The 20,094-nt window shown below is 62.4% G+C and carries 24 protein-coding genes; 3 read left to right on the plus strand and 21 right to left on the minus strand.

Annotation, left to right across the window (positions count from 1 at the left end; translation table 11 throughout):
* Positions 1 to 7: 7 nt before the first annotated feature.
* The 16 genes from ACP151_RS14130 to ACP151_RS14205 form a co-directional block, all read right to left on the minus strand.
* On the minus strand, positions 8 to 544 hold the full coding sequence (locus ACP151_RS14130; protein ID WP_424979546.1) for a peptidase: 537 nt from the start codon (positions 542 to 544) through the stop codon (positions 8 to 10).
* The gene (locus ACP151_RS14135) at positions 541 to 1,428 is read right to left on the minus strand and encodes a DUF2163 domain-containing protein (RefSeq protein ID WP_424979547.1); all 888 of its coding nucleotides are present in this window, start codon (positions 1,426 to 1,428) and stop codon (positions 541 to 543) included. Before ACP151_RS14135 ends, ACP151_RS14130 begins: the two co-directional genes overlap by 4 nt.
* The gene (locus tag ACP151_RS14140; RefSeq protein ID WP_424979548.1) at positions 1,425 to 2,057 is read right to left on the minus strand and encodes a phage distal tail protein, Rcc01695 family; all 633 of its coding nucleotides are present in this window, start codon (positions 2,055 to 2,057) and stop codon (positions 1,425 to 1,427) included. The genes ACP151_RS14135 and ACP151_RS14140 overlap by 4 nt, the downstream gene beginning before the upstream one ends.
* Positions 2,058 to 2,074: 17 nt before the next feature.
* Positions 2,075 to 2,734 carry a phage tail tape measure protein gene (locus ACP151_RS14145; RefSeq protein ID WP_424979549.1) on the minus strand — a complete coding sequence of 220 codons (660 nt, stop codon included), beginning with the start codon at positions 2,732 to 2,734 and terminating at the stop codon, positions 2,075 to 2,077.
* Positions 2,727 to 2,942, minus strand: coding sequence for a rcc01693 family protein (locus ACP151_RS14150; RefSeq protein WP_424979550.1), 216 nt, complete (start codon positions 2,940 to 2,942; stop codon positions 2,727 to 2,729). Before ACP151_RS14150 ends, ACP151_RS14145 begins: the two co-directional genes overlap by 8 nt.
* The gene (locus ACP151_RS14155; protein ID WP_424979551.1) at positions 2,939 to 3,259 is read right to left on the minus strand and encodes a gene transfer agent family protein; all 321 of its coding nucleotides are present in this window, start codon (positions 3,257 to 3,259) and stop codon (positions 2,939 to 2,941) included. Before ACP151_RS14155 ends, ACP151_RS14150 begins: the two co-directional genes overlap by 4 nt.
* Before the next feature lie 3 nt (positions 3,260 to 3,262).
* A complete protein-coding gene (locus tag ACP151_RS14160; protein ID WP_424979552.1) occupies positions 3,263 to 3,676 on the minus strand; it encodes a phage major tail protein, TP901-1 family in 414 nt (137 codons plus the stop codon).
* 46 nt (positions 3,677 to 3,722) lie between these two features.
* Positions 3,723 to 4,130, minus strand: coding sequence for a DUF3168 domain-containing protein (locus ACP151_RS14165; RefSeq protein WP_424979553.1), 408 nt, complete (start codon positions 4,128 to 4,130; stop codon positions 3,723 to 3,725).
* Positions 4,127 to 4,459, minus strand: a complete 333-nt coding sequence (locus ACP151_RS14170) for a head-tail adaptor protein (protein WP_424979554.1) — start codon at positions 4,457 to 4,459, stop codon at positions 4,127 to 4,129. Before ACP151_RS14170 ends, ACP151_RS14165 begins: the two co-directional genes overlap by 4 nt.
* Positions 4,456 to 5,055, minus strand: coding sequence for a head-tail connector protein (locus tag ACP151_RS14175; protein WP_424979555.1), 600 nt, complete (start codon positions 5,053 to 5,055; stop codon positions 4,456 to 4,458). Before ACP151_RS14175 ends, ACP151_RS14170 begins: the two co-directional genes overlap by 4 nt.
* 176 nt (positions 5,056 to 5,231) lie before the next feature.
* A complete protein-coding gene (locus ACP151_RS14180; RefSeq protein WP_424979556.1) occupies positions 5,232 to 6,413 on the minus strand; it encodes a phage major capsid protein in 1,182 nt (393 codons plus the stop codon).
* A gap of 48 nt (positions 6,414 to 6,461) precedes the next feature.
* Positions 6,462 to 7,028, minus strand: a complete 567-nt coding sequence (locus ACP151_RS14185; RefSeq protein ID WP_424979557.1) for an HK97 family phage prohead protease — start codon at positions 7,026 to 7,028, stop codon at positions 6,462 to 6,464.
* 23 nt (positions 7,029 to 7,051) lie between these two features.
* Complete coding sequence (locus ACP151_RS14190) at positions 7,052 to 7,276, minus strand: GTA head formation protein, RCAP_rcc01685 family (RefSeq protein WP_424979558.1); 225 nt, start codon at positions 7,274 to 7,276, stop codon at positions 7,052 to 7,054.
* The gene (locus tag ACP151_RS14195; protein ID WP_424979559.1) at positions 7,269 to 8,513 is read right to left on the minus strand and encodes a phage portal protein; all 1,245 of its coding nucleotides are present in this window, start codon (positions 8,511 to 8,513) and stop codon (positions 7,269 to 7,271) included. The genes ACP151_RS14190 and ACP151_RS14195 overlap by 8 nt, the downstream gene beginning before the upstream one ends.
* A 324-nt stretch (positions 8,514 to 8,837) precedes the next feature.
* Positions 8,838 to 10,124, minus strand: a complete 1,287-nt coding sequence (locus ACP151_RS14200; protein WP_424979560.1) for a DNA-packaging protein — start codon at positions 10,122 to 10,124, stop codon at positions 8,838 to 8,840.
* The gene (locus ACP151_RS14205; RefSeq protein WP_424979561.1) at positions 10,117 to 10,524 is read right to left on the minus strand and encodes a hypothetical protein; all 408 of its coding nucleotides are present in this window, start codon (positions 10,522 to 10,524) and stop codon (positions 10,117 to 10,119) included. The genes ACP151_RS14200 and ACP151_RS14205 overlap by 8 nt, the downstream gene beginning before the upstream one ends.
* Positions 10,525 to 10,818: 294 nt before the next feature.
* Between ACP151_RS14205 and ACP151_RS14210 the strand changes: the two genes are divergently transcribed.
* Together ACP151_RS14210 and ACP151_RS14215 are read left to right on the plus strand one after the other, a co-directional pair.
* Positions 10,819 to 12,051: a PAS domain-containing protein gene (locus ACP151_RS14210; RefSeq protein WP_424979562.1), complete on the plus strand. Its 1,233-nt coding sequence runs from the start codon at positions 10,819 to 10,821 to the stop codon at positions 12,049 to 12,051.
* A gap of 271 nt (positions 12,052 to 12,322) precedes the next feature.
* Positions 12,323 to 13,060, plus strand: a complete 738-nt coding sequence (locus tag ACP151_RS14215) for a hypothetical protein (RefSeq protein ID WP_424979563.1) — start codon at positions 12,323 to 12,325, stop codon at positions 13,058 to 13,060.
* 208 nt (positions 13,061 to 13,268) lie between these two features.
* On the opposite strand, the gene mltG is transcribed toward ACP151_RS14215, so the two are convergent.
* Both mltG and fabF read right to left on the minus strand, forming a co-directional pair.
* Positions 13,269 to 14,426, minus strand: a complete 1,158-nt coding sequence (mltG, locus tag ACP151_RS14220) for an endolytic transglycosylase MltG (protein ID WP_424979564.1) — start codon at positions 14,424 to 14,426, stop codon at positions 13,269 to 13,271.
* Entirely contained in the window at positions 14,426 to 15,691 is a 1,266-nt protein-coding gene (gene fabF / locus ACP151_RS14225) for a beta-ketoacyl-ACP synthase II (RefSeq protein WP_424979565.1), read from the minus strand. Before fabF ends, mltG begins: the two co-directional genes overlap by 1 nt.
* Before the next feature lie 432 nt (positions 15,692 to 16,123).
* Between fabF and ACP151_RS14230 the strand changes: the two genes are divergently transcribed.
* Positions 16,124 to 16,996 carry a PilZ domain-containing protein gene (locus ACP151_RS14230; protein WP_424979566.1) on the plus strand — a complete coding sequence of 291 codons (873 nt, stop codon included), beginning with the start codon at positions 16,124 to 16,126 and terminating at the stop codon, positions 16,994 to 16,996.
* Between the two features lie 683 nt (positions 16,997 to 17,679).
* Here the strand turns inward: ACP151_RS14230 and ACP151_RS14235 are convergent.
* From ACP151_RS14235 to fabG, 3 genes are all read right to left on the minus strand, one after another.
* On the minus strand, positions 17,680 to 18,423 hold the full coding sequence (locus ACP151_RS14235) for a HisA/HisF-related TIM barrel protein (RefSeq protein WP_424979567.1): 744 nt from the start codon (positions 18,421 to 18,423) through the stop codon (positions 17,680 to 17,682).
* Positions 18,424 to 18,675: 252 nt separating this feature from the next.
* Complete coding sequence (locus ACP151_RS14240) at positions 18,676 to 18,909, minus strand: acyl carrier protein (RefSeq protein WP_005982462.1); 234 nt, start codon at positions 18,907 to 18,909, stop codon at positions 18,676 to 18,678.
* Positions 18,910 to 19,308: 399 nt separating this feature from the next.
* Positions 19,309 to 20,046 carry a 3-oxoacyl-ACP reductase FabG gene (fabG, locus tag ACP151_RS14245; RefSeq protein ID WP_424979568.1) on the minus strand — a complete coding sequence of 246 codons (738 nt, stop codon included), beginning with the start codon at positions 20,044 to 20,046 and terminating at the stop codon, positions 19,309 to 19,311.
* Positions 20,047 to 20,094 lie beyond the last annotated feature (48 nt).

The raw sequence follows: 20,094 nt of genomic DNA on the forward strand, positions 1-20,094 counted from the left end.
TCCTTTGTCAGGACATGCCGGGGAAATGAAACCGCGCCACGATGCGGCGCTGCCAGGGCGGGCTCAGCGGGCTTTCGACAACCCCGTGGCCGGCATAGGCGTGGATAAAGGACGGGGTACTGCTGCAGAGTTCCGCCCGGCTGACAGGTCGGACAGCGCCTGTGCTGCCCCCCTCGGGGCGGCTGCTTCGTTCCCTCTCCGCCGGGCCGAGCGAAGCCCGCGGTTCTGTGACCGCAGCCTGCACCCCCAGATGCTTGGCCACCGAGCCCTCTCGCATTCGGAACAGGATTACATCGCCGACGGCGGCCTCATGCAGCGGCTTGGCCGCCAGATGCCGCGTGGCGGCCTGCCACAGCGCCTCTGCTCCCTGCGGTTCGGACCAGTCCATTGTATAGGCAGGCGGCGCTTCGGGTTCGGCCCCGCACAGCTCCCGCCACAGGCCACGGATCAGGCCCAGGCAGTCGCAGCCCGCTCCCTTGCAGGAAGCCTGATGCACATAAGGCGTGCCAATCCAGCCCCGTGCGGCCCTGACCACCCTGCTCATCGCCTGCTGCCTCCGCTGTTCAGGCCCGACTGGCGCGGCACCGCCATGATCCAGTCCTCGCCCGGAATGTCGGGAAACCCCTGAAAATTCAGCAGATTGTTAAACTTCAGCCGACAGGTCTCCATACGTTTGTCACAGCCGGCCTCCAGCCGGACGCTGTCACCCACAGACACCGCCGCGCGAATGGGTTCCCAAAGCACGATCCGGCGCCCCGCCGCCGTGCTCTGATCCGCCTTCACCGCCGCCCAAAGGCCCTTGGCCGCGCCGCTCAGCACCGTCAGCCGCCCACCGTCGAACCAGTCAGGCTCAAACCCCGGCAGGGCGTCCCAGCGAAATTCAGCCCTGAAATCCACATTTTCCACTGTAAGATCAGCGGCGTAGCCCGGTGTGTTCAGATCAAACCGGCAGCCACCGTCGCCCAGCACCGCTGTGCAGGGCTTCTGATAGATCCGCCCCAGCGGCTGATTGAGCATCTCTGTCAGGCCGCGCAACTCAGCTTCAAAGGCACCGCCTGCCCGGCGGATTTCACCGATTGAGCCGCGAAACTGCAGCCAGCGCATTGACACATCCTGCCAGTTGACCAGCCAACAGCGCACGTCGGCGCCATCGAACCGGCCTGCTTCGATATCCTCTTCGCGCACGGCGGCATCGTTCAGCACCCCCAGCGCCTCGGTGTTGTCGACGGACAGACCGGTGGCCTGGCTCACCGCCCGCGCGGTCAGTCCGCTGCCGGGCTGAAAGTCGATGCCTTCAAAGCGCAGCACACAGTCATGATCGGTAAAACCCAGCACAGGACCGTCTTTGCGGCGCAGCGCCCAGGCCCGGCACACCGTGGTGATTCCGGATTGAAGATGAGACTGCAAGTCATTGGGAAAACGTGTCATACCCGAACCTCCACCACCGGAACCGCAGGCGCCTCACCAGCCTGGAACGAGGCCACGCTGGTCTGGATGCTGGCAGTGTCGAACCGCACCGGCACGTCAAATTCGAACCCGGCATTGATGCTGAGGCCCGTCTCTGGCGGGTGCGCCAGGGTGATAAACCCGGTGGCTGTATCGAGTTCGTAATCGACGCCCTCGCGCAGCTCATCCTGCTCGATCCCCACCCGCACGCTGCCCGCCACCGGCTTGGCAATCGGGCGCTGATAGGTGAAGACGCCAGACCGGTAGGTCTTGGCCAGCTGGAAGGTCACCGTGCTGCCGTCGCCAATGGCAATTTCCTGGTCGTCAAATGCCACTGCCGCGCTGGGCCTGGCAGATTTATAGTCGCTCCAATCCTTCCAGCGAAAGCCGTATAGCTGTCCCTGCCGGGCCTCAAAAAAGGCGATCAGAGTTTCAATGTCCTCCAGCGCGCGCAGCCCCAGCCCAGCGTCATAGCGGCGTCGGGAATGCGCCCAGGGGGTGTTGCGTTCCTCGAACCCATTGGCCAGCGTCACCACATCGGTGCGCCGTTCGGGCCCGCCGACAGAGCCGAAGCTGAGCGAGGCGGGAAATCGGACTTCGTGGAAATTCATTGTGTTACCCTCCATCCTTAACGGTTTCGCCCGCCGCGGGACAGCGCCCGTGACAGCTGTGCGGCGATCTGGCTGCGGCTGCGTTCAAAGCCTTTGACGTCCGGTGTGGTGACATTCATCACCACATTCACCGCGCCGCCGCCCTGGCTGCGCACGCCCAACGAGCCGTCAGCTCCGCGCGTCAGCGGCAGGATTGCCTCTGGTCCCGCTTCGCCCATCAGCCCGGTGGCGCCGCGCATGGGAAATGTTGTTGGGCCGGTCACGATGCCGCCCTTGGCAAAGGGCATCACCTTGCCCTGGCTAAAGGCGGCGCCATTGGCAAAGGGCAGGATGTTTCCGATCAGCGAGGTCAGCCCGTCGGTCAGCATGCCGCCGGCATGGTTCATCACCGGTTTCATTGCGGCGTTATAGGTGGTTCGGATCATCGACCGCGCCAGCGTGTCCATCGCCTCTGACAGATTGGCGCCGTCAAACAACAAATCGTCAAAGGCACGCCGCAATCCTTTGGAAAGACTGCGATCCAGGATCTGTGCATCGCGTCCGGTCTCGGAAAACCCTTCTTTCACCCGCCCCAGCACTTCTGCAAAGGTTGCCGCCATTCCAGAGGCGCCGTCCAGCGCTTCTCCCAAAGCTTCGCCCTGTAATTCCAGTTCGGCCATCGAGGATGAGTCAGTCATCTGTTGTCTCCTTGTTGCTTGGCGGCGGCAGATCGGGGAAGTCCTGCATCAACGCTGCCAGCCGGTCCCGGCCCAGGGGCGACGGCGCTGCCGCCTCGCCGAGCATCAGCCGCAGTTCCGCCGGCGTCAGCTGCCAGAAATCGCGTGGCAGCAGTTTCAGCCCCGCCATTCCGGCGCGCATCAGCGCAGGCCAGTCGAGCGCGCTCATGGCTGGTCTGGCACGGCAAAGCTGCGCACCAGCAGTTCTGCCGCCACCCGCGCCGCCTGCATCGGGCCGCCGTCTATGGTTGCAGCGGCGAGATCTTCGCGGCTGAGATTGTGACCGCCGCCCTGCAGCCCAGCTGCCAGCAGTGCCAGCACATCGCGGGCGGAAAACCGGCCCTGTTCAAACCGCTGCACCAGATCAACCAGCGTGCCTTCCTCCAGCACAGCCTCCAGGCTCGCCAGCGACCCCAGCGTCAACTTCAACGCATAAGCTGTTCCATTGACACCTAATTCCGCCTCGCCTGCATGTGGATTCACCATTGATCACACCGCCGCAAAGCTGAGCTGTCCGGCGCTGGCCAGCGACAGCTCATAGGTTGCTTCGCCATTGTGGCTGCCTGCATATTCAAGCGCTGTGACCTGGAACGGCCCCTGCACAATACCGAAGTCGGGGATGATCACCTGGAACTCCGGCGTGAGCCCGTCAAAGAACAGCTGTCGGGCGCGTTCGTCGGTATCCGCGTCCCGGAAAATGCCGGAGCCAGAGATACTGGCCGAACGCACGCCGGCACCGGCCAGCAGCTCGCGCCAGCCGCCCTGGCTTTCGAGGCTGGTCACATCGACGCTTTCGGCGTTGAAACTGATCCGCGTGGCGCGCAGGCCCGCGATGGTTTCAAACAGGCCGGCGCCATTCATATCCACTTTGACCAAGAGGTCTTTGCCGTTTTGGACGGTCATGGGGATTCTCCATGTATTTCAATTGGTTTCTATATGTTTCTGCAGCTCAGACGTCGTCCACACGCGCCCGGAACCGCAGGGTGATCTGCCTGCCGCCAGTGGCCAGCCGCTCTGCCTTAGCCCGGTCGAACCACAGGCCCGTCAGCTGCCCGCGCGGCAGCGGCACCGCAGCCCCCACCAGAGCGTCGCAGACCGCTGCAGCAGCGGCCTTGGCCCCGGCAAACCCCGCAGTGTCGGTGGTAACGGTGACGAAAAACCGGTGCTCAGCCCCACCTGCGGTCCCGTCAGAGCGGTCCAGCACCTCCTCTGACCCCAGCGCCACATAGGTCTGCGGCAACGGGCCGGCGGGAATGGCGTCATAGATCGCGCTGCCAACCAGTGTCGTGAGGCCCGCGTCGCCGGACAGATGGGTATAGACGGCGGATTGCAGCCCGCCTGCGATGGCATAGGTCATCCGCTTACCTCCTCAACCGCGAAACAGGTGAGGTAGCGCGCACTTGCGCCGTTTTCCGCAACCGCATCAATGCGGTAGAGGCGGCTTTCATCGCGGAACCGTTGATCGGGACGCGGTCTGGACGCAAAGCCAGCCGGAGTTGACCGCAGTGTGATGCGGTATTTCTGCAAAGACAGGCTGTCCCTGTTCAGACGCCCGCTAAGGGATTTCACCTCTGCCCAGTGGGTGCCTAGCGCCACCCAGGTCTCGGTATAGCCGCCGGCGCCGTCGGGGACGCGCTGGGGGTCTTCGAGCACCAGCTTGCGGGTCAGGTTCGGGGGCTGTTTCATGCCAGGCCTCCCAGGCTGAGCCGCAGGGCGCGGTAGCGTTCGATCAGACTGGTGACGCCAAAGGGCATGCAGCCGCCATGCAGGCCAGTGTCGGCCCGGTATTCATAGTAATGCGCCGCCAGCAGCATCACCGCCTGCGCCAGATCAGCGGGCAAGCCGCCCCACTCCGCAACCATGCCGGCCTGAAGACTGATCCGTGCCAGACCGCCGGTCGGGATCGCGGGCAGCAGGCGGCCTGCGGGACACAGGCAGGGGCGCTGACTGTCCGGCTCAAGCCGGTAGTCCGCAGTGTCCAGAACCGTATCACTGCCAGCCGCGTCACGGATCATCACCTCTGACACCGCCTGCACCGGGGCGATGGGCAGCACCATTCGGCTGCGGTCGCGCCAGTGGCGGATCTCCAGCTCAAAGTCGCGGGTTATCAAAGCCTTGCCGGTCCTTGCTTCGATCGCGGCCAGGGCGGCGCGCAAGAAGCCAAACAGCACCTCGTCCTGCAGGCTGTCCTCGCCAAAGCCGGTGCCCAGACGCAGATGCGCCTTGAACTGGGCCAGCGGCAGGGCGGCCTCGGGCACGGGGGTCACTTCGCTCAGCATCATCATCTCACTCCTGCGGGCCTTCCCCTGTGTCGGCCCTGAACTGCTGTCCGTTGAAGATTTGGCCGGCACGCACCGGTCCCTGCCGCTCGGACGGAGGGGAGCAGCTAGACGGCAGGGACTATGGTGGTGCGTGCCGACCGGCGGACCGGGCTGCCGGTCCGCCATCAGCGCAAGCGTCAGCTCACGCTGAATTTCATCAGCTTGATCGCGGCAAAATCGCTGACATCGCCGCCGACGCGCTTGGTTGCGTAAAACAACACATGTGGTTTGGCGCTGAACGGGTCGCGCAGGACGCGCAGGTCCGGACGTTCGGCAATGGTGTAGCCGGCGTGGAAGTCGCCAAAGGCGATGGGGAAGCTGTTAACGCCCGGGTCCGGCATGTCCTCGGCGATCAGCACCGGGTAGCCCATGAGGCGCGCAGGTTCGCCAGCCGCCAGACCGTCGGACCACAGGAAGCGGCCATCGGCGTCTTTCAATTTACGCAGCATTCCTGCGGTCTTGGAGTTCATGATGAAGGTGGCATTGGCGCGGTATTCCGCCCCCAGCGCATAGACCAGATCAATGATCGCGTCGCCATTGCCGATCTCACCATCGACGCCGGTTGCCTTGTAGCCGATGTTGCCCCAGGTCCAGCTGTCGTTTTCCTCGACATTGTGGTTCAGAAAGCCGGTGGGTTTATCGACGCCGTCGCCGTTGATGAAAGCATCCGCCTCTGACCGCGCGAATTTGTCGGCGATACGGCCGGCCAGCCAGCCCTCGATGTCGAAAGCGCTGTCATCCAGAAGCCGCTGCGATGCTTTGGGCAATGCGCTCAGCTCATGCAGGGGGATGGAAATGCGGTCGATGTTGCCGGTGGAGGTTTCCGCCGACGGGCCGGTTTCATTGGCCCAGCCGGCGCCCATTTCGCTGTGGTCGATCAGCACGTCATAGGAGGTCGCCTCCACATGTACCACAGAGGCCACGGCGCGGATTGAAGCGGAGGCGTTCAGCACCGCCTTGACGGTGTCGGAGGTCTGCGGGTCGACCAGATAGCCGCCGTCGCTGCCCACAGCGGTGGACATGGATTTGCCCTCCAGCTCAAGGCCGCGCAGGCCGTCGTCGTCGCCGTTGCGCAGATAGGCGTTGAACGCCTTCTGATGCGGGGCGCCCGGGTCCTGGCTGGCTGCCAGATGGGGGCGGTTCTGATTGATTGTCTTACGGTCCAGCATGGTCACTCGCTCTTCTGCCTGTTTCAGCCTTGATTGCACGTCGTCCTGAAACCCCTTGAATTCATGAATAAAGCCGGTGATGGCCTGTTTCACTTCATACGCCAGGGGCGCTGCGTCCCCGGTTTGGGCCGGGAGGTCTTGATTGCTCATGTTGTCTGTCCTGTTTTGGGTCTGGCCTGTTTTTGGATCTGGCCTGTTTCAGGTCTGGCCGGTTTTGAGGCCGCGGGTGATCTGGCGCAGGCCGTCAGCCACTGCGCGCAAGGCTTGCGCTTGCGCATCGGTGGAGGATTTCGCCGCCACCCGCGCCGCGGGCAGCATCGGGAAAGTGACCAGCGACACCTCCCACAGCTCCACCTGGGTCAGGTGGCGGGTGCCATCCTGGGCACGGGCAGCCTTTTGGGTGCGGTACCCTATGGAGAGGCCGTCGATGGCCCCTGCGGCGATCAGGGCAGCGGCCTCAGCCCCCTTGGGCGTGGCGGTGAGGATACGGCCCTGCACATACAGTCCGCGCTTGTCCTCGCGAACCTCGTCCCAAACGCCGATGGGCTGGGCCGGGTCGTGCTGCCACAGCATCTTGACCGTGCGGCCCTGATCCCTAAGCGCCTTGAGCGAGGCCGCATAGGCGCCGCGCACCACCACATCGCCGCCCTGATCGGTCTGGCCGAACAGGCTGGCATAGCCTTTGATTTCAGTTGCGTCCTTCAGCGAGAGATCCTCGCCGAAGCGTGCGAATTTATGTTCCAGCTGGGGTGTTCCCTGCATCATCTAAGCCTCTCAAGTCGTTGGAGTTACGGCATTTGAACCGTCAGAAAGGATTGAAAGGCCTGCGCCAGGATAACGGCCGCGACACCATAGACGGTGAGCCAGAGGCGTTTCTCCAGCCGCTCCATCATCTGTTCAATCCGATCAAGGCGGCGGTTCACGGCGTCGTTCTGGATCTGGGCCACCCGTTCATGGGCGGACAGGCGCAATCCCGGTGAACAGTCAAAGGCGTGCATCGGGTGCTCAGTCATCCTGTCCGCCCTCCGCCTGCGGCGCAGCCGGAGCTTCTGCGGGCAACCCCAGAAGCTGCCGCTTTTCCGCCGCTGTGAGGAAGTCCGCAGAGACGACCCGGCGCCACTGTGCCTCACGCTCCGCTGCAAGGGCGGGCAGCTGATCCGGGTCCGGTTTCAGGGTCAGAACCTCACCTGTCCAGCCGGCCAGCCAGTCCCCCAGCGCGGCCGTCACCTTGGCGACCAAGGGCAGCACGGTCAGCCGATAGAAGGCGCGGTGGGCCTCCTGGTAATTGGCGTAAGTTGCATCGCCGGGGATGCCGATCAGCATCGGCGGCACCCCGAAGGCCAGTGCAATCTCACGGGCGGCGGTGTCCTTGGTTTTCTGGAACTCCATGTCCGAGGGCGAAAATCCCATCGGCTTCCAGTCCAGTCCACCCTCCAGCACCATCGGGCGACCGGCATTATTGGCGCCTTGAAAATTCGTTTGAATCTCTTCGCTTAGAAGCCGGAATTGATCTTCTGACATCTGCCCCTGACCGTCGGAGCCAGTCCAGACCAGCGCGCCGGAGGGACGGGCTGCGTTGTCCAAAAGCGCCTTGGACCAGCGCGAGGCAGCGTTGTGGACGTCGATCGCCATTGCCGCCGACTGCAGAGAGGACAGGCCGTAGTGATCGTCCTGGGGATGGAAGTTTTTGATGTGGCAGACCGGGGATTTGACCGGATCAGTGGTAAAGCGGTGCTTGCGCCCGCCGACCACATAATCAAAGCCTGCCGGCCAGCCGTCGGGGCCGGGAACCACATTCATCCGGTCAGAGCGCAGCACATGCAGTTCTGCCGGGGTGTCATCTTCTGCCGCGACCATTTCGATATAGGCGTTGCCGGACAGCAGCAGGTGACCGTAGAGCGTTTCCAGCATCTCGGCCTGGGTCTGGGCCGGATTGGGGCGCCCCAGCAAGGTCATCCAGGGATGGGTGTCATAGCGCTGGCGGCTGTCCTGCAGCACCAGCGGCACGGCGGCGGCGGCCTCGGCAATCAGCCGGATCACCCGATGGGTGACCGGATTGCCGGCATAGCCGCTGCGGGTCAGGGAAACGGTGTCGCGCGGGCTCCAGGCGATGCGGCCGGCGCCGTGCCAGGAGACCACGCGGGCGGTCTGGCTGGCCTTCTGTTCCAGGTCCGGAGTGTTGGGGCCCGGAGTGTTGGAGCCCGGTTTCCGGGGGTCCGGCGTTTTGCGCCGCAGCAGGTCAAAGACCATGGTCCGCTCCTCAGGTTGTTGGTGGGTGGCGCTGTTGGCCCTTGGGCTGATGCGCCTTTGCTGAGGATCATTAAGGCCAGAAAGGGCTGAAGATTTGGCAAGCGGTGCGTACGGCGGGTACGCAACACCCACCCATAGGGCATTGAAATAGTTTAATTTATTTACCGAGCATGGCGTGTTGCATCATGCTGAGAGCAGCGCCGGTCCCGGCGGGGTGGGAAGCGACGCGCCCGCCCCATCGTGCTGCAAGCACGCCTCCGGCATGACAGAGGGCGGGACGGGCGCTGCCCGGCCGAGCGGCCGGGCGGTCGTTTACTGGGGATGTTACAGCACCCTGACCTGCGGCCTGCGCAGATTGGCGGCGGGCTGGATGATCAGCTCATGCAGGGCCCAGACCAGCGCATCGACCCGGTCGGGAGAGCCGCTGCCGCAAAACCCCTGTGGGGTCATCTGGCACATCTGGTCCTCCAGATCGCCCAGTCCTGGAAGGTGGCGTACCCGGCCCTGTTCGTAGAGGGCCGCCACCGGCTCGGCGCGGGCGGATTTCCCCTTACGCGCATGGAGCGCACGGAACGGCATCAGCGCGTCGGCCTGGCGCAGCACGGTCTCGACCAGAGCGCCGCCCTGATTGACCTCTGCCACCACCCGGTCAGCGCCAAAACGGTCGCGGGCGTCAATCACCGCCTGCGCCCAGGTCATCGGCGTGGCGCCCTGCACGGTGCAATCCGCCAGCACAAAGGCCTGCCAGTCCTGCGGCGGACCCTGGGTGACGGCGCCCGCCACCACGATACCGCAGGCGTCGGACCTCTTGCCTGCGCTGACCGCCGGGTCGACGGCGACCACTACCCGGTCCAACGGTGGCGCCTCTGCCGCTTTGGCTGCTTCCAGCGCCGCAGTGGTCCAGAGCGCGCCCTCGATATCCGACAGCAGCACCCCGTCCAGCTCCTGGCGGCCCAATCGGGAGCCAGCGTAGCGTTCGCGCACCTCTGCCAGGAAAGACGCTGCGAGATTGGCACGGTTGGCTTCGGTGGGCGCGTGGGTGGTTACGGTGCTGGGTGAGGCCAGAAGCCGTTTCAGCACCGCTGCGCTGCGCGGGGTCGTGGTGACACAGACGCGAGGGTCCTGCCCCAGCCGCAGGGCAAATTGCAGCATGTCCCAGCTGTCCTGCCCCTTCTTCCATTTGGCCAGCTCATCCGCCCAGGCGGCATCGAACTGGGGGCCGCGCAGGGCCTCTGGGTCGTGGGCCGAGAAGGCCTGCGCCTCAGCCCCGTTGGGCCAGATCAGCTTGCGTTCCGACGCCTTCCACCTGGGGCGACGGTCGGGCGGGGAACAGGCCAGGATACCGCTGTCGCCGTGGACCATCACATCGCGCACCTGATCATAGGTTTCCGCCACCAGCGCGATGCGCCGGGCCGTTCCGAGGTCATGAGGTCTGGCCCCTTCGGCCAGCGAGCGGACCCATTCAGCCCCTGCCCGCGTTTTGCCTGCGCCGCGCCCCCCCAGGATCACCCAGGCGCGCCAGTCCCCGTCCGGCGGGCGCTGGTGATCCAGCGCCCAGATGTCGAAGAGATGCGGCAGCGCACACAAAGATTTACGGTCCAGCTCATTCAAGAAGCAGCTCAGGAGCGAGGGCGGCACGCAGGCGAGAAAGTCCGAGCTCGACAGCTGCGCGCGCCGCGACGAGATCGAGTTCGTGTTCGGATTTGAGCAGGCGGGCGAATTCGGTGCTTTGTTCTGCAAGGAGTCTCTCCACTTTCTGGCATTCGCGGATCAGCTGTTCCAGACGGCTGATCTGCCCCTTGGCACCGGTTGTTTCATCGGCCCCGTTGGTTTCGAGCTGCTCCCGTAGCTCCTCTGCTTCGTTGCGCAGGCGGTGTATGCTTTGCTGTAGGGATTGCAGGAGATCGGCGGTGTAATGCACCTGCCGCTGCAGGACGGCGCCGCCGTTCGGTTCCGCTGTCCGGCCCGGTTGCGGCTGATCCGGTGCCGGGCCGTTGGTGTGGTTTGTCATGGGATGTTCTGCCTCATGCGTTATTGTCCGCACGAGAGAAAGACAGGACGGCCACCGGCGGAAAAAAGGGTCCGGGGCCGTCCATGTTTCTTCCAGCTGCACTACAACCTATACGGGATTTCACAGCAAATGTCAAGGGTTACAGCCAGAGATGCGTACGGTGGCCAGGCAACGGGCAATCCTCTGCACTGGCGGACAGGCAGCGTAAAGGTACCGCAATAACTTAAGCCCTATTTAACTCTCCATCGGCTATCCACAGCGACAGGACGCGTGAAAAACCACTGGAGACATGGAATGACCACTACAGACCGACGGATCGAGCGGCGTCCGGCAAATGGCGAGGCCCCCTTTGCGCTTGACGAGATCTTCTTTTCGAGGACCGATGACCGCGGTGTGATCAAAACCGGCAATGACATCTTTCGCCGGGTTTCTGGTTTTGATTGGGACGATCTTGTGGGCGCGCCGCATAAGATCATCCGCCATCCGGATATGCCGCGTGGTGTTTTCCAGCTGTTCTGGGACACCATCCAGAACGGCGAATTCATTGGCGCCTACGTAAAGAACAAGTCGAAGGACGGCCTGTATTACTGGGTGTTTGCGGTGGTTGCGCCATGTGAGGACGGGTATCTGTCTGTCCGCATCAAACCCAGCAGCAGCCTGTTTGACACGGTCAAGCAGGGCTACGGCGATCTGTTGCAGGCTGAGCAGGAGGGCGGCCTGAGCCCGGAAGAGAGCCGCGACAGGCTGCTGGCCTGGCTGGCCGGTCTGGGCTTCGACTCGTACCGGGAATTTGCCGCGCACGCCATGAGCGAAGAACTGGAAAGCCGGGATGCAGGCCTAGAGGCTGCGCCGGATGCCACGATCCACGCATTGCGGCAGAAACTGAAAAACTCTGAGGTTCTTGTCACCGAGACCAAAGGGCTGATTGACGATTTTTCCGCCATGCGGACCATTCCGCATAACCTGCGCGTGATTGCGTCCAGGATTGAACCGGCAGGTGGGCCGGTGACCGTCCTGTCCCAGAATTACGGGTCAATGTCGCGCGAGATGTCGACCTGGTTTTCCACGCATGTGATGGGAGAGGACAGCGATTTTGCAAAGATCAAGGAACTGGTGAACCAGAGCCTGTTTGTAGAAGGCATGGCCCGCATACTGACCGAATGCGACGACCAGCTGCAGCGCGAGCGCCGGGATTTGGGCGGTATTGATCTGCGCGCGGAACAGGACATCCTCAGCCAGCTGACCAAGGCGCAGGTGGCAGGCGCCCGTATGGAGCTCAAGGAAGTTGACAGGGAAGCCGAGCGTATCACCCGTGCCTGCGAAACTATGCGGCGCCAGTTCCTGGGGCTCAGCTCTACCAGGGTCTTGTGCAAGATCGAAAGCGCCAGGCTGCCACGGGATGGCGCCACGCTGTCCGACATCATTGATCAGCTGGGGTCCTTTCAAGAGCGGATTTCGCGGCGTCTGGACACGATTTCGCAGCTTTGCGCTGAGATCCGCGAGCCAAAGCAGGACATGGCAGCCTAGAGGCCGGGACTGCTGTTTCCAGACCACGCATTAGGCAGATTGCGCGGCTGACAGGGTACAGGAGCGCGGGGAATACGGCTGTTTTTCAGGATGTTATCAGGCTGACATGCAGCAGTTTGGACACCAGTGGCACGCAATGCGCGGCTACTGGCCCTGTCAAACCCAGCGAGCAGATACCTGAGAGAGCACACTCCGGACGCGAAAAATAGGTTTTAGTGATTTCAAATTCACAACCTGAACAGTCAGGCTGATCTCCAAAAAGGGGATATCCATGGTCAATTCGATTGACGGGGCTAAGAGCCCTCGTGTTCAGAACGATATCAGCGCAGCGCCTGCGCCAGCAAGCAGAAGCCGCGAAGGAGCCAGCCGCGCTGCGCAAGCTGCCCAGCAGGCGCCCAGTGGTCGGCCCAGCCAGCACAGCGTCTTTGCAAGCGGGGGGGCGGAATCACAGGAACTGGTGCCTCAATCCCGAAACGCGCGCATGCAGCAAGAAACCGGGAACGGTGAAAATGCCTTGCCGGCCACTCGTCCAAAGACTGGCCAGCCCGGGCGGCCGAGCTTGCCGCCGCTACAGATGCCGACGCCGCAATCCCGCGCTGCTGCTGAGAATGATTTGTCCTTATCCCCGATTTTTGCGGAATACGACGAAGCTGTCGCCAAGCTGGAGCAAGAGTTCAAAACCCAGGACGCGAAGAAGGCATTAAAAACCCAATCTGAGGAGGAACAATTTGAAAAAATGGAGACGTCTCCGCTGAAAGGGCCCACTAGCCTTCCACCGCAACCGGAACCGGACCGGAGTTTTGAAGAGGTGATGGCCAGGTACAATGAACTGATGAAATCCCGAAGAGAAATCGCTCAGCTTAAGCTAGATGTGAGGAGGTTGGAGGCAGACCAGGCACGTGGCGCCGCTAACATTCAGTCGCAAACGCAGACCGACTCTGGGAAACCCGATTCAACGCCTGCCGACAAAGACTCCATGGTTGTTCCCAAAGCACCGGACATGCTTTGACCTGACCTGTCAGCGGACGCCATCAGTCAGCGTGATACCAGTTTGCAGCGGTGTTTCGCCACTTGCAGGCAGTTATAATCACAAGGTCAGGATCCAAAAAGCGATCAGAACAACACTGTTCTGATCGCTTTTTTGCGCGTTGTGGGGGCGTGAGCGATAGCGGTTTCACCCGAAAGCCCTATGCCCTTTTGGAAGCAAGACCGAAACTTCAGTTGTTCTGCTGCCGCTGGGCTTCGATCTCGCGCCATTTGGCGACATTGCGGTTGTGCTGGTCCAGCGTTTCCGCAAAGGCGTGGCCGCCGGTGCCGTCGGCAACAAAGAACACATAGCCCGTGGTCTCTGGGTTCACCGCCGCTTCCAGACTGGCCATGCCTGGATTGGCGATGGGCGTGGGGGGCAGACCTTCGATCACATAGGTGTTCCAGGGGGTTGCCTTGCGCAGCTCGCTTTGGCGCAGGCCACGGCCCAGGGTCCCCTCGCCCTTGGTGACGCCATAAATCACCGTCGGGTCGGTCTGCAGCCGCATGCCGCGGTTGAGGCGGTTGGTAAACACAGACGCCACCATGCCACGTTCCTCGGCGACGCCGGTTTCCTTCTCGATGATCGAAGCGAGGATCAGCATCTCTTCCGGGCTGGTGACGGCGGCATCGCTTGCCCGGCCTTCCCAGGCGGCGTTGATGCGCATTTGCTGGCGTTGCTGCATTTCGGCCAGAACAGCGGCCCGTTCGGTGCCCGGGGTGACCTCATAGCTGTCCGGTGCCAGCAGGCCTTCGCCCGGGCGTTCGCCCGGCGCTCCGGCCAGCACGTCCATCGCTTTCAGTGCCTCGACGACCTGCCAGCTGGTCACGCCTTCGGCCAATGCGATACGGTAGCGGGTGTCGGCCTCCTGGCGGGTCTCGGTGTACTCGGACGGCACATCGCCCTCACCCAGGATGAACTCTGCCTTCTCAACGAATTTGTTGGTCGCAGGGTCCAGCTCCCGTACCTCGGCCTGGGTGCGGGTCACACCGATGCGGTAGACGATTTCCGTGCCGCAGGTTGAGGCACCGGATTGGGTGATCTCACCCATGATCTGCTCCATCGACGCCCCCGGCTCCACCAGAAAGCTGCCAGCCTTCAACTGAGCTGTTTTCTCGCTGTATTTGGCGCCAAGGCGAAAGATGGTGCCAGAGGACACAGCCCCCTGCGCTTCCAGATCACGGCTGACACGGACCATATTGGAGCCGCGCTCTACGCGCAGGCAGATGGCGCTGTCCAGCGGGCCCTCGGCCTGATACTGCGACTGGCCCCACAGGATGAGGCCGCCCAGCAGAAACAGGGCGGCGATCAGGACAGTCAGCATGTTGGAGGCGAGGCTGCGCCACATCAGTCAGGCTTTCCGAAGAGAACCGACGCATTGGTGCCGCCAAAGCCAAAGGAGTTGGACAGGGCCACGTCGATCTTGCGCGCGCGTTTGGCATTAGGGGCCAGGTCGACCGGGGTTTCAACCGCGGGATTGTCGAGGTTAATGGTCGGCGGCGCCACCTGATCGCGGATCGCCAGAATCGAGAAGATCGCCTCAATCGCGCCGGCAGCGCCCAACAGGTGGCCGGTGGCGGATTTGGTCGAGGACATGGTGACATTGCCCGCGTGATCGCCCAGCAGCCGTTCCACAGCGCCCAGTTCGATGGTGTCCGCCATGGTCGAGGTGCCATGGGCGTTGATGTAATCGATGGCAGAAGCCTCCAGGCCTGCGTTGGCCAGCGCCGCCTTCATCGAGCGTTCGCCGCCCTCGCCGTCCTCGGAGGGAGCGGTGATGTGGTAGGCGTCGCCCGACAGGCCATAGCCCAGTACTTCGGCATAGATCCTGGCACCGCGGGCCTTGGCGTGTTCGTAGTCTTCCAGAACCACAACCCCGGCGCCCTCGCCCATGACAAAACCGTCGCGGTCGGCGTCATAGGGGCGCGAAGCGGCCTTGGGGTCGTCGGCGCGTTTGGTCGACAGCGCCTTGCAGGCGTTGAATCCGGCAATGCCGATTTCGCAAATCGCCGCCTCGGCGCCGCCTGCGATCATCACATCGGCATCACCGGATTTGATCAGACGGGCCGCGTCGCCGATGGCGTGGGCGCCGGTCGAGCAGGCGGTCACAACCGAATGGTTCGGCCCCTTGAAACCGAAGCGGATCGAGACCTGGCCGGAGATCAGGTTGATCAGCGCGCCGGGAATAAAGAAGGGGGAGACCCGGCGCGGGCCTTTCTCCTTGATCATCACCGCCGTGTCGGCGATCGACGACAGCCCGCCGATGCCCGAGCCGATCATCACGCCGGTGCGCAGGCGGCTGTCCTCATCCTCGGGCGTCCAGCCGGCGTCGCGCACGGCCATGTCGGCGGCTGCGATGCCATAAAGGATGAAATCGTCGATTTTCTTCTGCTCTTTCTTGATCACCCAGTCGTCCGGGCTGAAGGTGCCTTCAGAGCCGTCGCCGCGGGGAACTTCGCAGGCGTAAGTCGTGGCGACACCGCTGGCTTCGGCATCAAACAGGGTGATCGGGCCGGCTCCCGACTGTCCATCCAGCAGCCGCGACCAGGTTTCTTCTACTCCGCTAGCCAGCGGGGTGACCAGGCCCAGTCCGGTGACTACTACTCGGCGCATTCCTTGCTCTCCTTTGCCTCGGCAATCCGTCCGTCCAAATAGCTTGGAATGGCAACCGTGTGCAAGAGCGGGCTGGCAGCTGGAAACACGTCGCGAAAAATAGGAGATGGTTGCATTCCATATCCGAGAGAACGGTTATTTAACCACTCTCTTCTAGGCTGAACTTATCAAATTGGTAGACTCGGCATCCGTCCTTGTGGAGTGCCAGTAGCGGGCTGGAGTTCTGGGCCATTTACGCTCCAGCCCGCTTCTTTTTGCCGATTTTTCCAGCAGGTTCCGGAATGCGGCGTCTGTCGGGTGCCGCCAGGCCCAGCCTCCTGCGGCGCATTGCAACCGGGCTGTCCGGTCTGTCCCAGCCAGCATCTGCATTAACCTCAAATTTGCAACTTTGTGCCAATCTGGCCTTCGGAAAGACGTGAGGAACACCCTGCAATGCGAAAATGGCTTGCGACAGCTGTTGTTTTGCTGACCCTGACCCTTCAGCCAGATCGGGCACAGGCGTCCTGCCCGGTGCACGAGGACCTGTCAGACCTGAATCGGGCCTCTGCCGGGTTTCTTGCTTATCTGGAGACCGGGAAAAGCCCGTTTTACGTGCCGCAGCTGAATAGCTGGATCAGAATGAATCCGCCTGCCCCCCTGAAACAGCGGATGCGGGCCGTTGGCATTCAGCAAGTGGAAGCTGACACCCTGAAACTGATGAAGCAAAGCACGGTTCTGCTGCAAATGCTGTCCAGACAGGGCCGCCTGGCAACTCAGGAAAGCGCCCGGCACATGGGGCTGCGCGACTTGCTGTTCAGATACGGCCGCATGGTCGAAGCCCTGCCCTGCGATCAGATCAAGGAAGACGGGTTCGGCAGCAAGCTGGTAGCGATCAACGCAAATGACGCGCGGCAGCGGCAGCAAATCATCAATGCTGCGGTGGCCTGGGTGTCCTTTCTGGTGCTGGGCGGCAGCATTCTGTACTTCCTGGACCGGATCGGTATCCGAAAAATCCGCCGCACCAAACGCTATCCCTGCGCGGTGCCCTGTGTGGTTACGGCCGACGGGCAAACCGTGCGCGCCCATCTGGTGGATCTAAGCAGGGCGGGTGCCAAGGTACGCCCAAACACCCAGTGCGAGGCATCCGGGCGGGTGCGGCTGCAATTCGGCGGCTACACAATAGACGCGCAGGTGCGCTGGAAGACCCAAGACTATATCGGCGTGAAATTTGTCAACGATTTCAATTTCATGCAACTACACCGTCTGCTGGAGGAATTCCCGATGGAAGAAGGCGGCATCCGTGAAGAAGTCCGCTACGGAATGTAAACCGCTGGCTTTCTGCGCCTCTCCCGGAGCGGGGAAGCATTTTTGCCCCGCCCGCCACGTCATGTGAGCCGGGCGTTCCAGTCCCGGCACGCTTGCGCGCTGCAGGCTGCGGCCGCCCAGTGGTCGGCGATGCGGCTTAGGCTTTTGGGGGACGCGGGCTGAGCAAACTGGCGTAGCTACCTGCCTAGATTGGCATAGCTGCCTGCCTGGATTTTTGCCAGCATGCCCGTATTTGCCCCCTATGCACCCCGTATTTTCCTGACTGCCCGCAATCATAAAACTGCACAGGACTGCCGGTGCAAAAGCCCGAGACGTCCCGGTGTTTCCAGAAGCTTAGGCGCGGCCCGGCTGTGGTCCGGCTCTGGTCTGGGCCTGCGCCGAAAGGAGAGCACAGGCGTCATCCTTTTTCTTTGGCCAAATCGCGCTGCACCCTGCGCGGATCTATTCGCGGCCATAAACCGCCCGCCTGCAACATTGCCTGAAGGGGCCAAACAGCCTGAACACAGCCAAGCGCCTGCATCGCCCGGGACACCGCGCAGCGTTTGAGAAAGTAGAGAAAAGTGGCAGCGACGCCGACAAGACGGTAGAGGCGCTGCGGCGGACAAACCCTGTGCCGCGCGGCAGGGCTGGCTGCGCCAGAAAGCATCAGGGGCGCCCGCTGACGGCCGCCCCTGATCTAGGCCTTACTGAAATTCAGCAACCGGTTCCGGTTCCGGGCGGGCCACAGCCAGCGCATCCTCGACTGAAATGGTTTTGCGGAACAGGGCACGTCCGACCTGAACGCCGGAGATGTTGCTGATGTATTTCAGCCGCGAGATATCATCGGCGTTGCGCACCAGTCCGCTGGCGATCACCGGCTGTTTCACCAGCGAAGCAAGATGTGAGATCAGCCCCATCTGCGCCTCTGTGTCAGACACATCGGAATCGATATCGGTGATGATGATGCCTGCAAAAGGCGCGCCTTCGAAGGCTTCCAGGTAGGCCTCGGGCGTAAAGGCGCCGGATTGGCGCCAGCCGTCCGTCATGACCTGACCCTGGAAAACATCAACAGAAAGCACGATCTGATCCGGATGATGCTTTGCAAGCTCTTGCACAAGCTGCGGATCACGTGCGGCCAGCGTGCCGATCACAACACGCCCTGCCCCTTTGTCGATCCAGTATTCAACCTGTTCGCGCGAGCGCATGCCGCCGCCCAGCTGGACCGGGATACCAGCGCCGCGGATGATGTCCTGTATCAGCTCATCGTTGCTGTCGTCCCCTTCGATTGCATTGAAATCAGTCAGATGCATCCATTCCGCCCCAGACGCAGCAAAGCCCTTGGCGGTTTCAACCGGGTCGACATGCCAAATCATCGGCTCATCCAAGCGGCCTTTTTCGAGGGTCACGCAACGGCCGTTCTGAATTTCCATCGTGGGGTAGATAATCATAATGCCAATCTCCTCTGTTTTGCCTCTTGGGGTCAGAGTAGCACGGATTTTCCCCTCCGATACGGCGTATCCTGACCTTTTATGTAACAATTGCGGCGTGGAATTCGCGCCAAACCGGTAGCGCAAACACAACCCAGACACGCAAGACGCCAGATTGCCGCAGCAGCAGAATCAGCAACATGAAAAGACAACAGAAAACGGCGCCCTCCGTGCAGGAGAGCGCCGCCCAATCCGGTCATCCGGAAGCGTGGCTTAGGACGCTTCGGAGATGAACTTAACCGCGTCGCCGAAGGTCTGGATGGTTTCGGCTGCGTCGTCCGGGATCTCGATGCCGAACTCTTCTTCAAACGCCATCACCAGTTCCACGGTGTCCAGGCTGTCTGCGCCCAGATCGTCGATGAAGGAGGCGTTTTCGGTGACCTTGTCTTCTTCAACACCCAGGTGCTCAACAACGATCTTTTTTACGCGGTCTGCGACGTCGCTCATGTCTATTCCTCGTCTTTCAGGGCACTCTGCCCAGTTCTGCCCTTGCCCGTTCGGGCGGCGTGGTTTTGCCCGGAGCGGGCGGTGTGATCCCCGCCGGGCGGGGACGATGCTGTGCTTCCCTGAGGAAATGCCAGCGTGGATACGGGCCGCCTATAACATAGACCACGGCCAAGGCAAATGTTTTCGCTTGGTCACGTGAACCGGCGCAGCCCGCGTCTGGCTGCTATGAAGCGTGCAGATGGCCTCTCGATCAAGTGCCTGCAAGCACCCAACGGATTTTTTTTCGCAATTGCACCGCTTTTCAACCGCTTGGCGTCGGAACCTGACCGGCAGAGCAGCTGGCGGCGGATGGAAAGGGCCCTGCAGAGGGCCCTTGACGTCTTCATATCGGCTTGGCGCTCAGAGCATCGCCATGCCGCCGTTCACATGCAGCGTGGTGCCGGTGACATAACCTGCTTCCTGACTGGCAAGATACAGCACGGCAGAGGCGATTTCTTTCGAATCTCCCATGCGGCCAGCCGGGATCTGGGTGAGGATCGCGTCTTTCTGATTGTCGTTCAGCTTGTCCGTCATTGCGGTGGCAATGAAACCCGGTGCAACCGCGTTAACGGTGATGCCGCGGTTGGCGACCTCATAGGCCAGCGATTTGGACATGCCGACCATGCCGGCCTTTGACGCAGCATAATTGCCCTGGCCCGGGTTGCCGGTGGCGCCCACGATGGAAGAGATGTTGATGATGCGGCCCCAGCGCGCCTTCATCATACCGCGCAGAACGCCGCGGCACAGGCGCATGGTGGAGGTGAGGTTCACGTCCAGCACGCTCTGCCATTCCTCGTCCTTCATCCGCATGAAGAGATTGTCGCGGGTGATACCTGCGTTGTTCACCAGAATATCAACCGAGCCCATCACCTCTGCCGCCTGTTTCGGCAGCGCCTCAACCGATTCCGCATCGGACAGGTTGCAGGTCACCACATGGGCGCGCTCGCCCAGTTCCGCGGCCAGCGCGTTCAGCGGCTCTTCGCGGGTGCCGGACAGCGCCACTGTGGCGCCAGCTGCATGCAGGGCGCGGGCGATATCGCCACCGATGCCGCCGGAAGCCCCGGTTACGAGGGCGTTTTTACCAGTCAGGTCAAACATATCTATTGTCCTTTAAGTCTGTGCTCCGAAGCGGCCGGGCCGCACCGG

Source organism: Leisingera sp. S232 (assembly GCF_049800895.1).
GTDB lineage: Bacteria > Pseudomonadota > Alphaproteobacteria > Rhodobacterales > Rhodobacteraceae > Leisingera.

Coding starts and splice junctions, on each gene's coding strand:
- ACP151_RS14165 (WP_424979553.1), bottom strand. CDS start 4,130: ATGACCTATGCCATCGCAGGCGGGCTGCAATCCGCCGTCTATACCCAT.
- ACP151_RS14205 (WP_424979561.1), bottom strand. CDS start 10,524: ATGACAAACCACACCAACGGCCCGGCACCGGATCAGCCGCAACCGGGC.
- ACP151_RS14235 (WP_424979567.1), bottom strand. CDS start 18,423: ATGATTATCTACCCCACGATGGAAATTCAGAACGGCCGTTGCGTGACC.
- ACP151_RS14240 (WP_005982462.1), bottom strand. CDS start 18,909: ATGAGCGACGTCGCAGACCGCGTAAAAAAGATCGTTGTTGAGCACCTG.
- ACP151_RS14140 (WP_424979548.1), bottom strand. CDS start 2,057: ATGAATTTCCACGAAGTCCGATTTCCCGCCTCGCTCAGCTTCGGCTCT.
- ACP151_RS14160 (WP_424979552.1), bottom strand. CDS start 3,676: ATGACCGTCCAAAACGGCAAAGACCTCTTGGTCAAAGTGGATATGAAT.
- fabF (WP_424979565.1), bottom strand. CDS start 15,691: ATGCGCCGAGTAGTAGTCACCGGACTGGGCCTGGTCACCCCGCTGGCT.
- ACP151_RS14170 (WP_424979554.1), bottom strand. CDS start 4,459: ATGAAACAGCCCCCGAACCTGACCCGCAAGCTGGTGCTCGAAGACCCC.
- ACP151_RS14215 (WP_424979563.1), top strand. CDS start 12,323: ATGGTCAATTCGATTGACGGGGCTAAGAGCCCTCGTGTTCAGAACGAT.
- mltG (WP_424979564.1), bottom strand. CDS start 14,426: ATGTGGCGCAGCCTCGCCTCCAACATGCTGACTGTCCTGATCGCCGCC.
- ACP151_RS14185 (WP_424979557.1), bottom strand. CDS start 7,028: ATGATGCAGGGAACACCCCAGCTGGAACATAAATTCGCACGCTTCGGC.
- ACP151_RS14190 (WP_424979558.1), bottom strand. CDS start 7,276: ATGACTGAGCACCCGATGCACGCCTTTGACTGTTCACCGGGATTGCGC.
- ACP151_RS14150 (WP_424979550.1), bottom strand. CDS start 2,942: ATGAGCGCGCTCGACTGGCCTGCGCTGATGCGCGCCGGAATGGCGGGG.
- ACP151_RS14175 (WP_424979555.1), bottom strand. CDS start 5,055: ATGATGCTGAGCGAAGTGACCCCCGTGCCCGAGGCCGCCCTGCCGCTG.
- ACP151_RS14145 (WP_424979549.1), bottom strand. CDS start 2,734: ATGACTGACTCATCCTCGATGGCCGAACTGGAATTACAGGGCGAAGCT.
- ACP151_RS14180 (WP_424979556.1), bottom strand. CDS start 6,413: ATGAGCAATCAAGACCTCCCGGCCCAAACCGGGGACGCAGCGCCCCTG.
- ACP151_RS14135 (WP_424979547.1), bottom strand. CDS start 1,428: ATGACACGTTTTCCCAATGACTTGCAGTCTCATCTTCAATCCGGAATC.
- ACP151_RS14130 (WP_424979546.1), bottom strand. CDS start 544: ATGAGCAGGGTGGTCAGGGCCGCACGGGGCTGGATTGGCACGCCTTAT.
- ACP151_RS14155 (WP_424979551.1), bottom strand. CDS start 3,259: ATGGTGAATCCACATGCAGGCGAGGCGGAATTAGGTGTCAATGGAACA.
- ACP151_RS14210 (WP_424979562.1), top strand. CDS start 10,819: ATGACCACTACAGACCGACGGATCGAGCGGCGTCCGGCAAATGGCGAG.
- fabG (WP_424979568.1), bottom strand. CDS start 20,046: ATGTTTGACCTGACTGGTAAAAACGCCCTCGTAACCGGGGCTTCCGGC.
- ACP151_RS14230 (WP_424979566.1), top strand. CDS start 16,124: ATGCGAAAATGGCTTGCGACAGCTGTTGTTTTGCTGACCCTGACCCTT.
- ACP151_RS14195 (WP_424979559.1), bottom strand. CDS start 8,513: ATGGTCTTTGACCTGCTGCGGCGCAAAACGCCGGACCCCCGGAAACCG.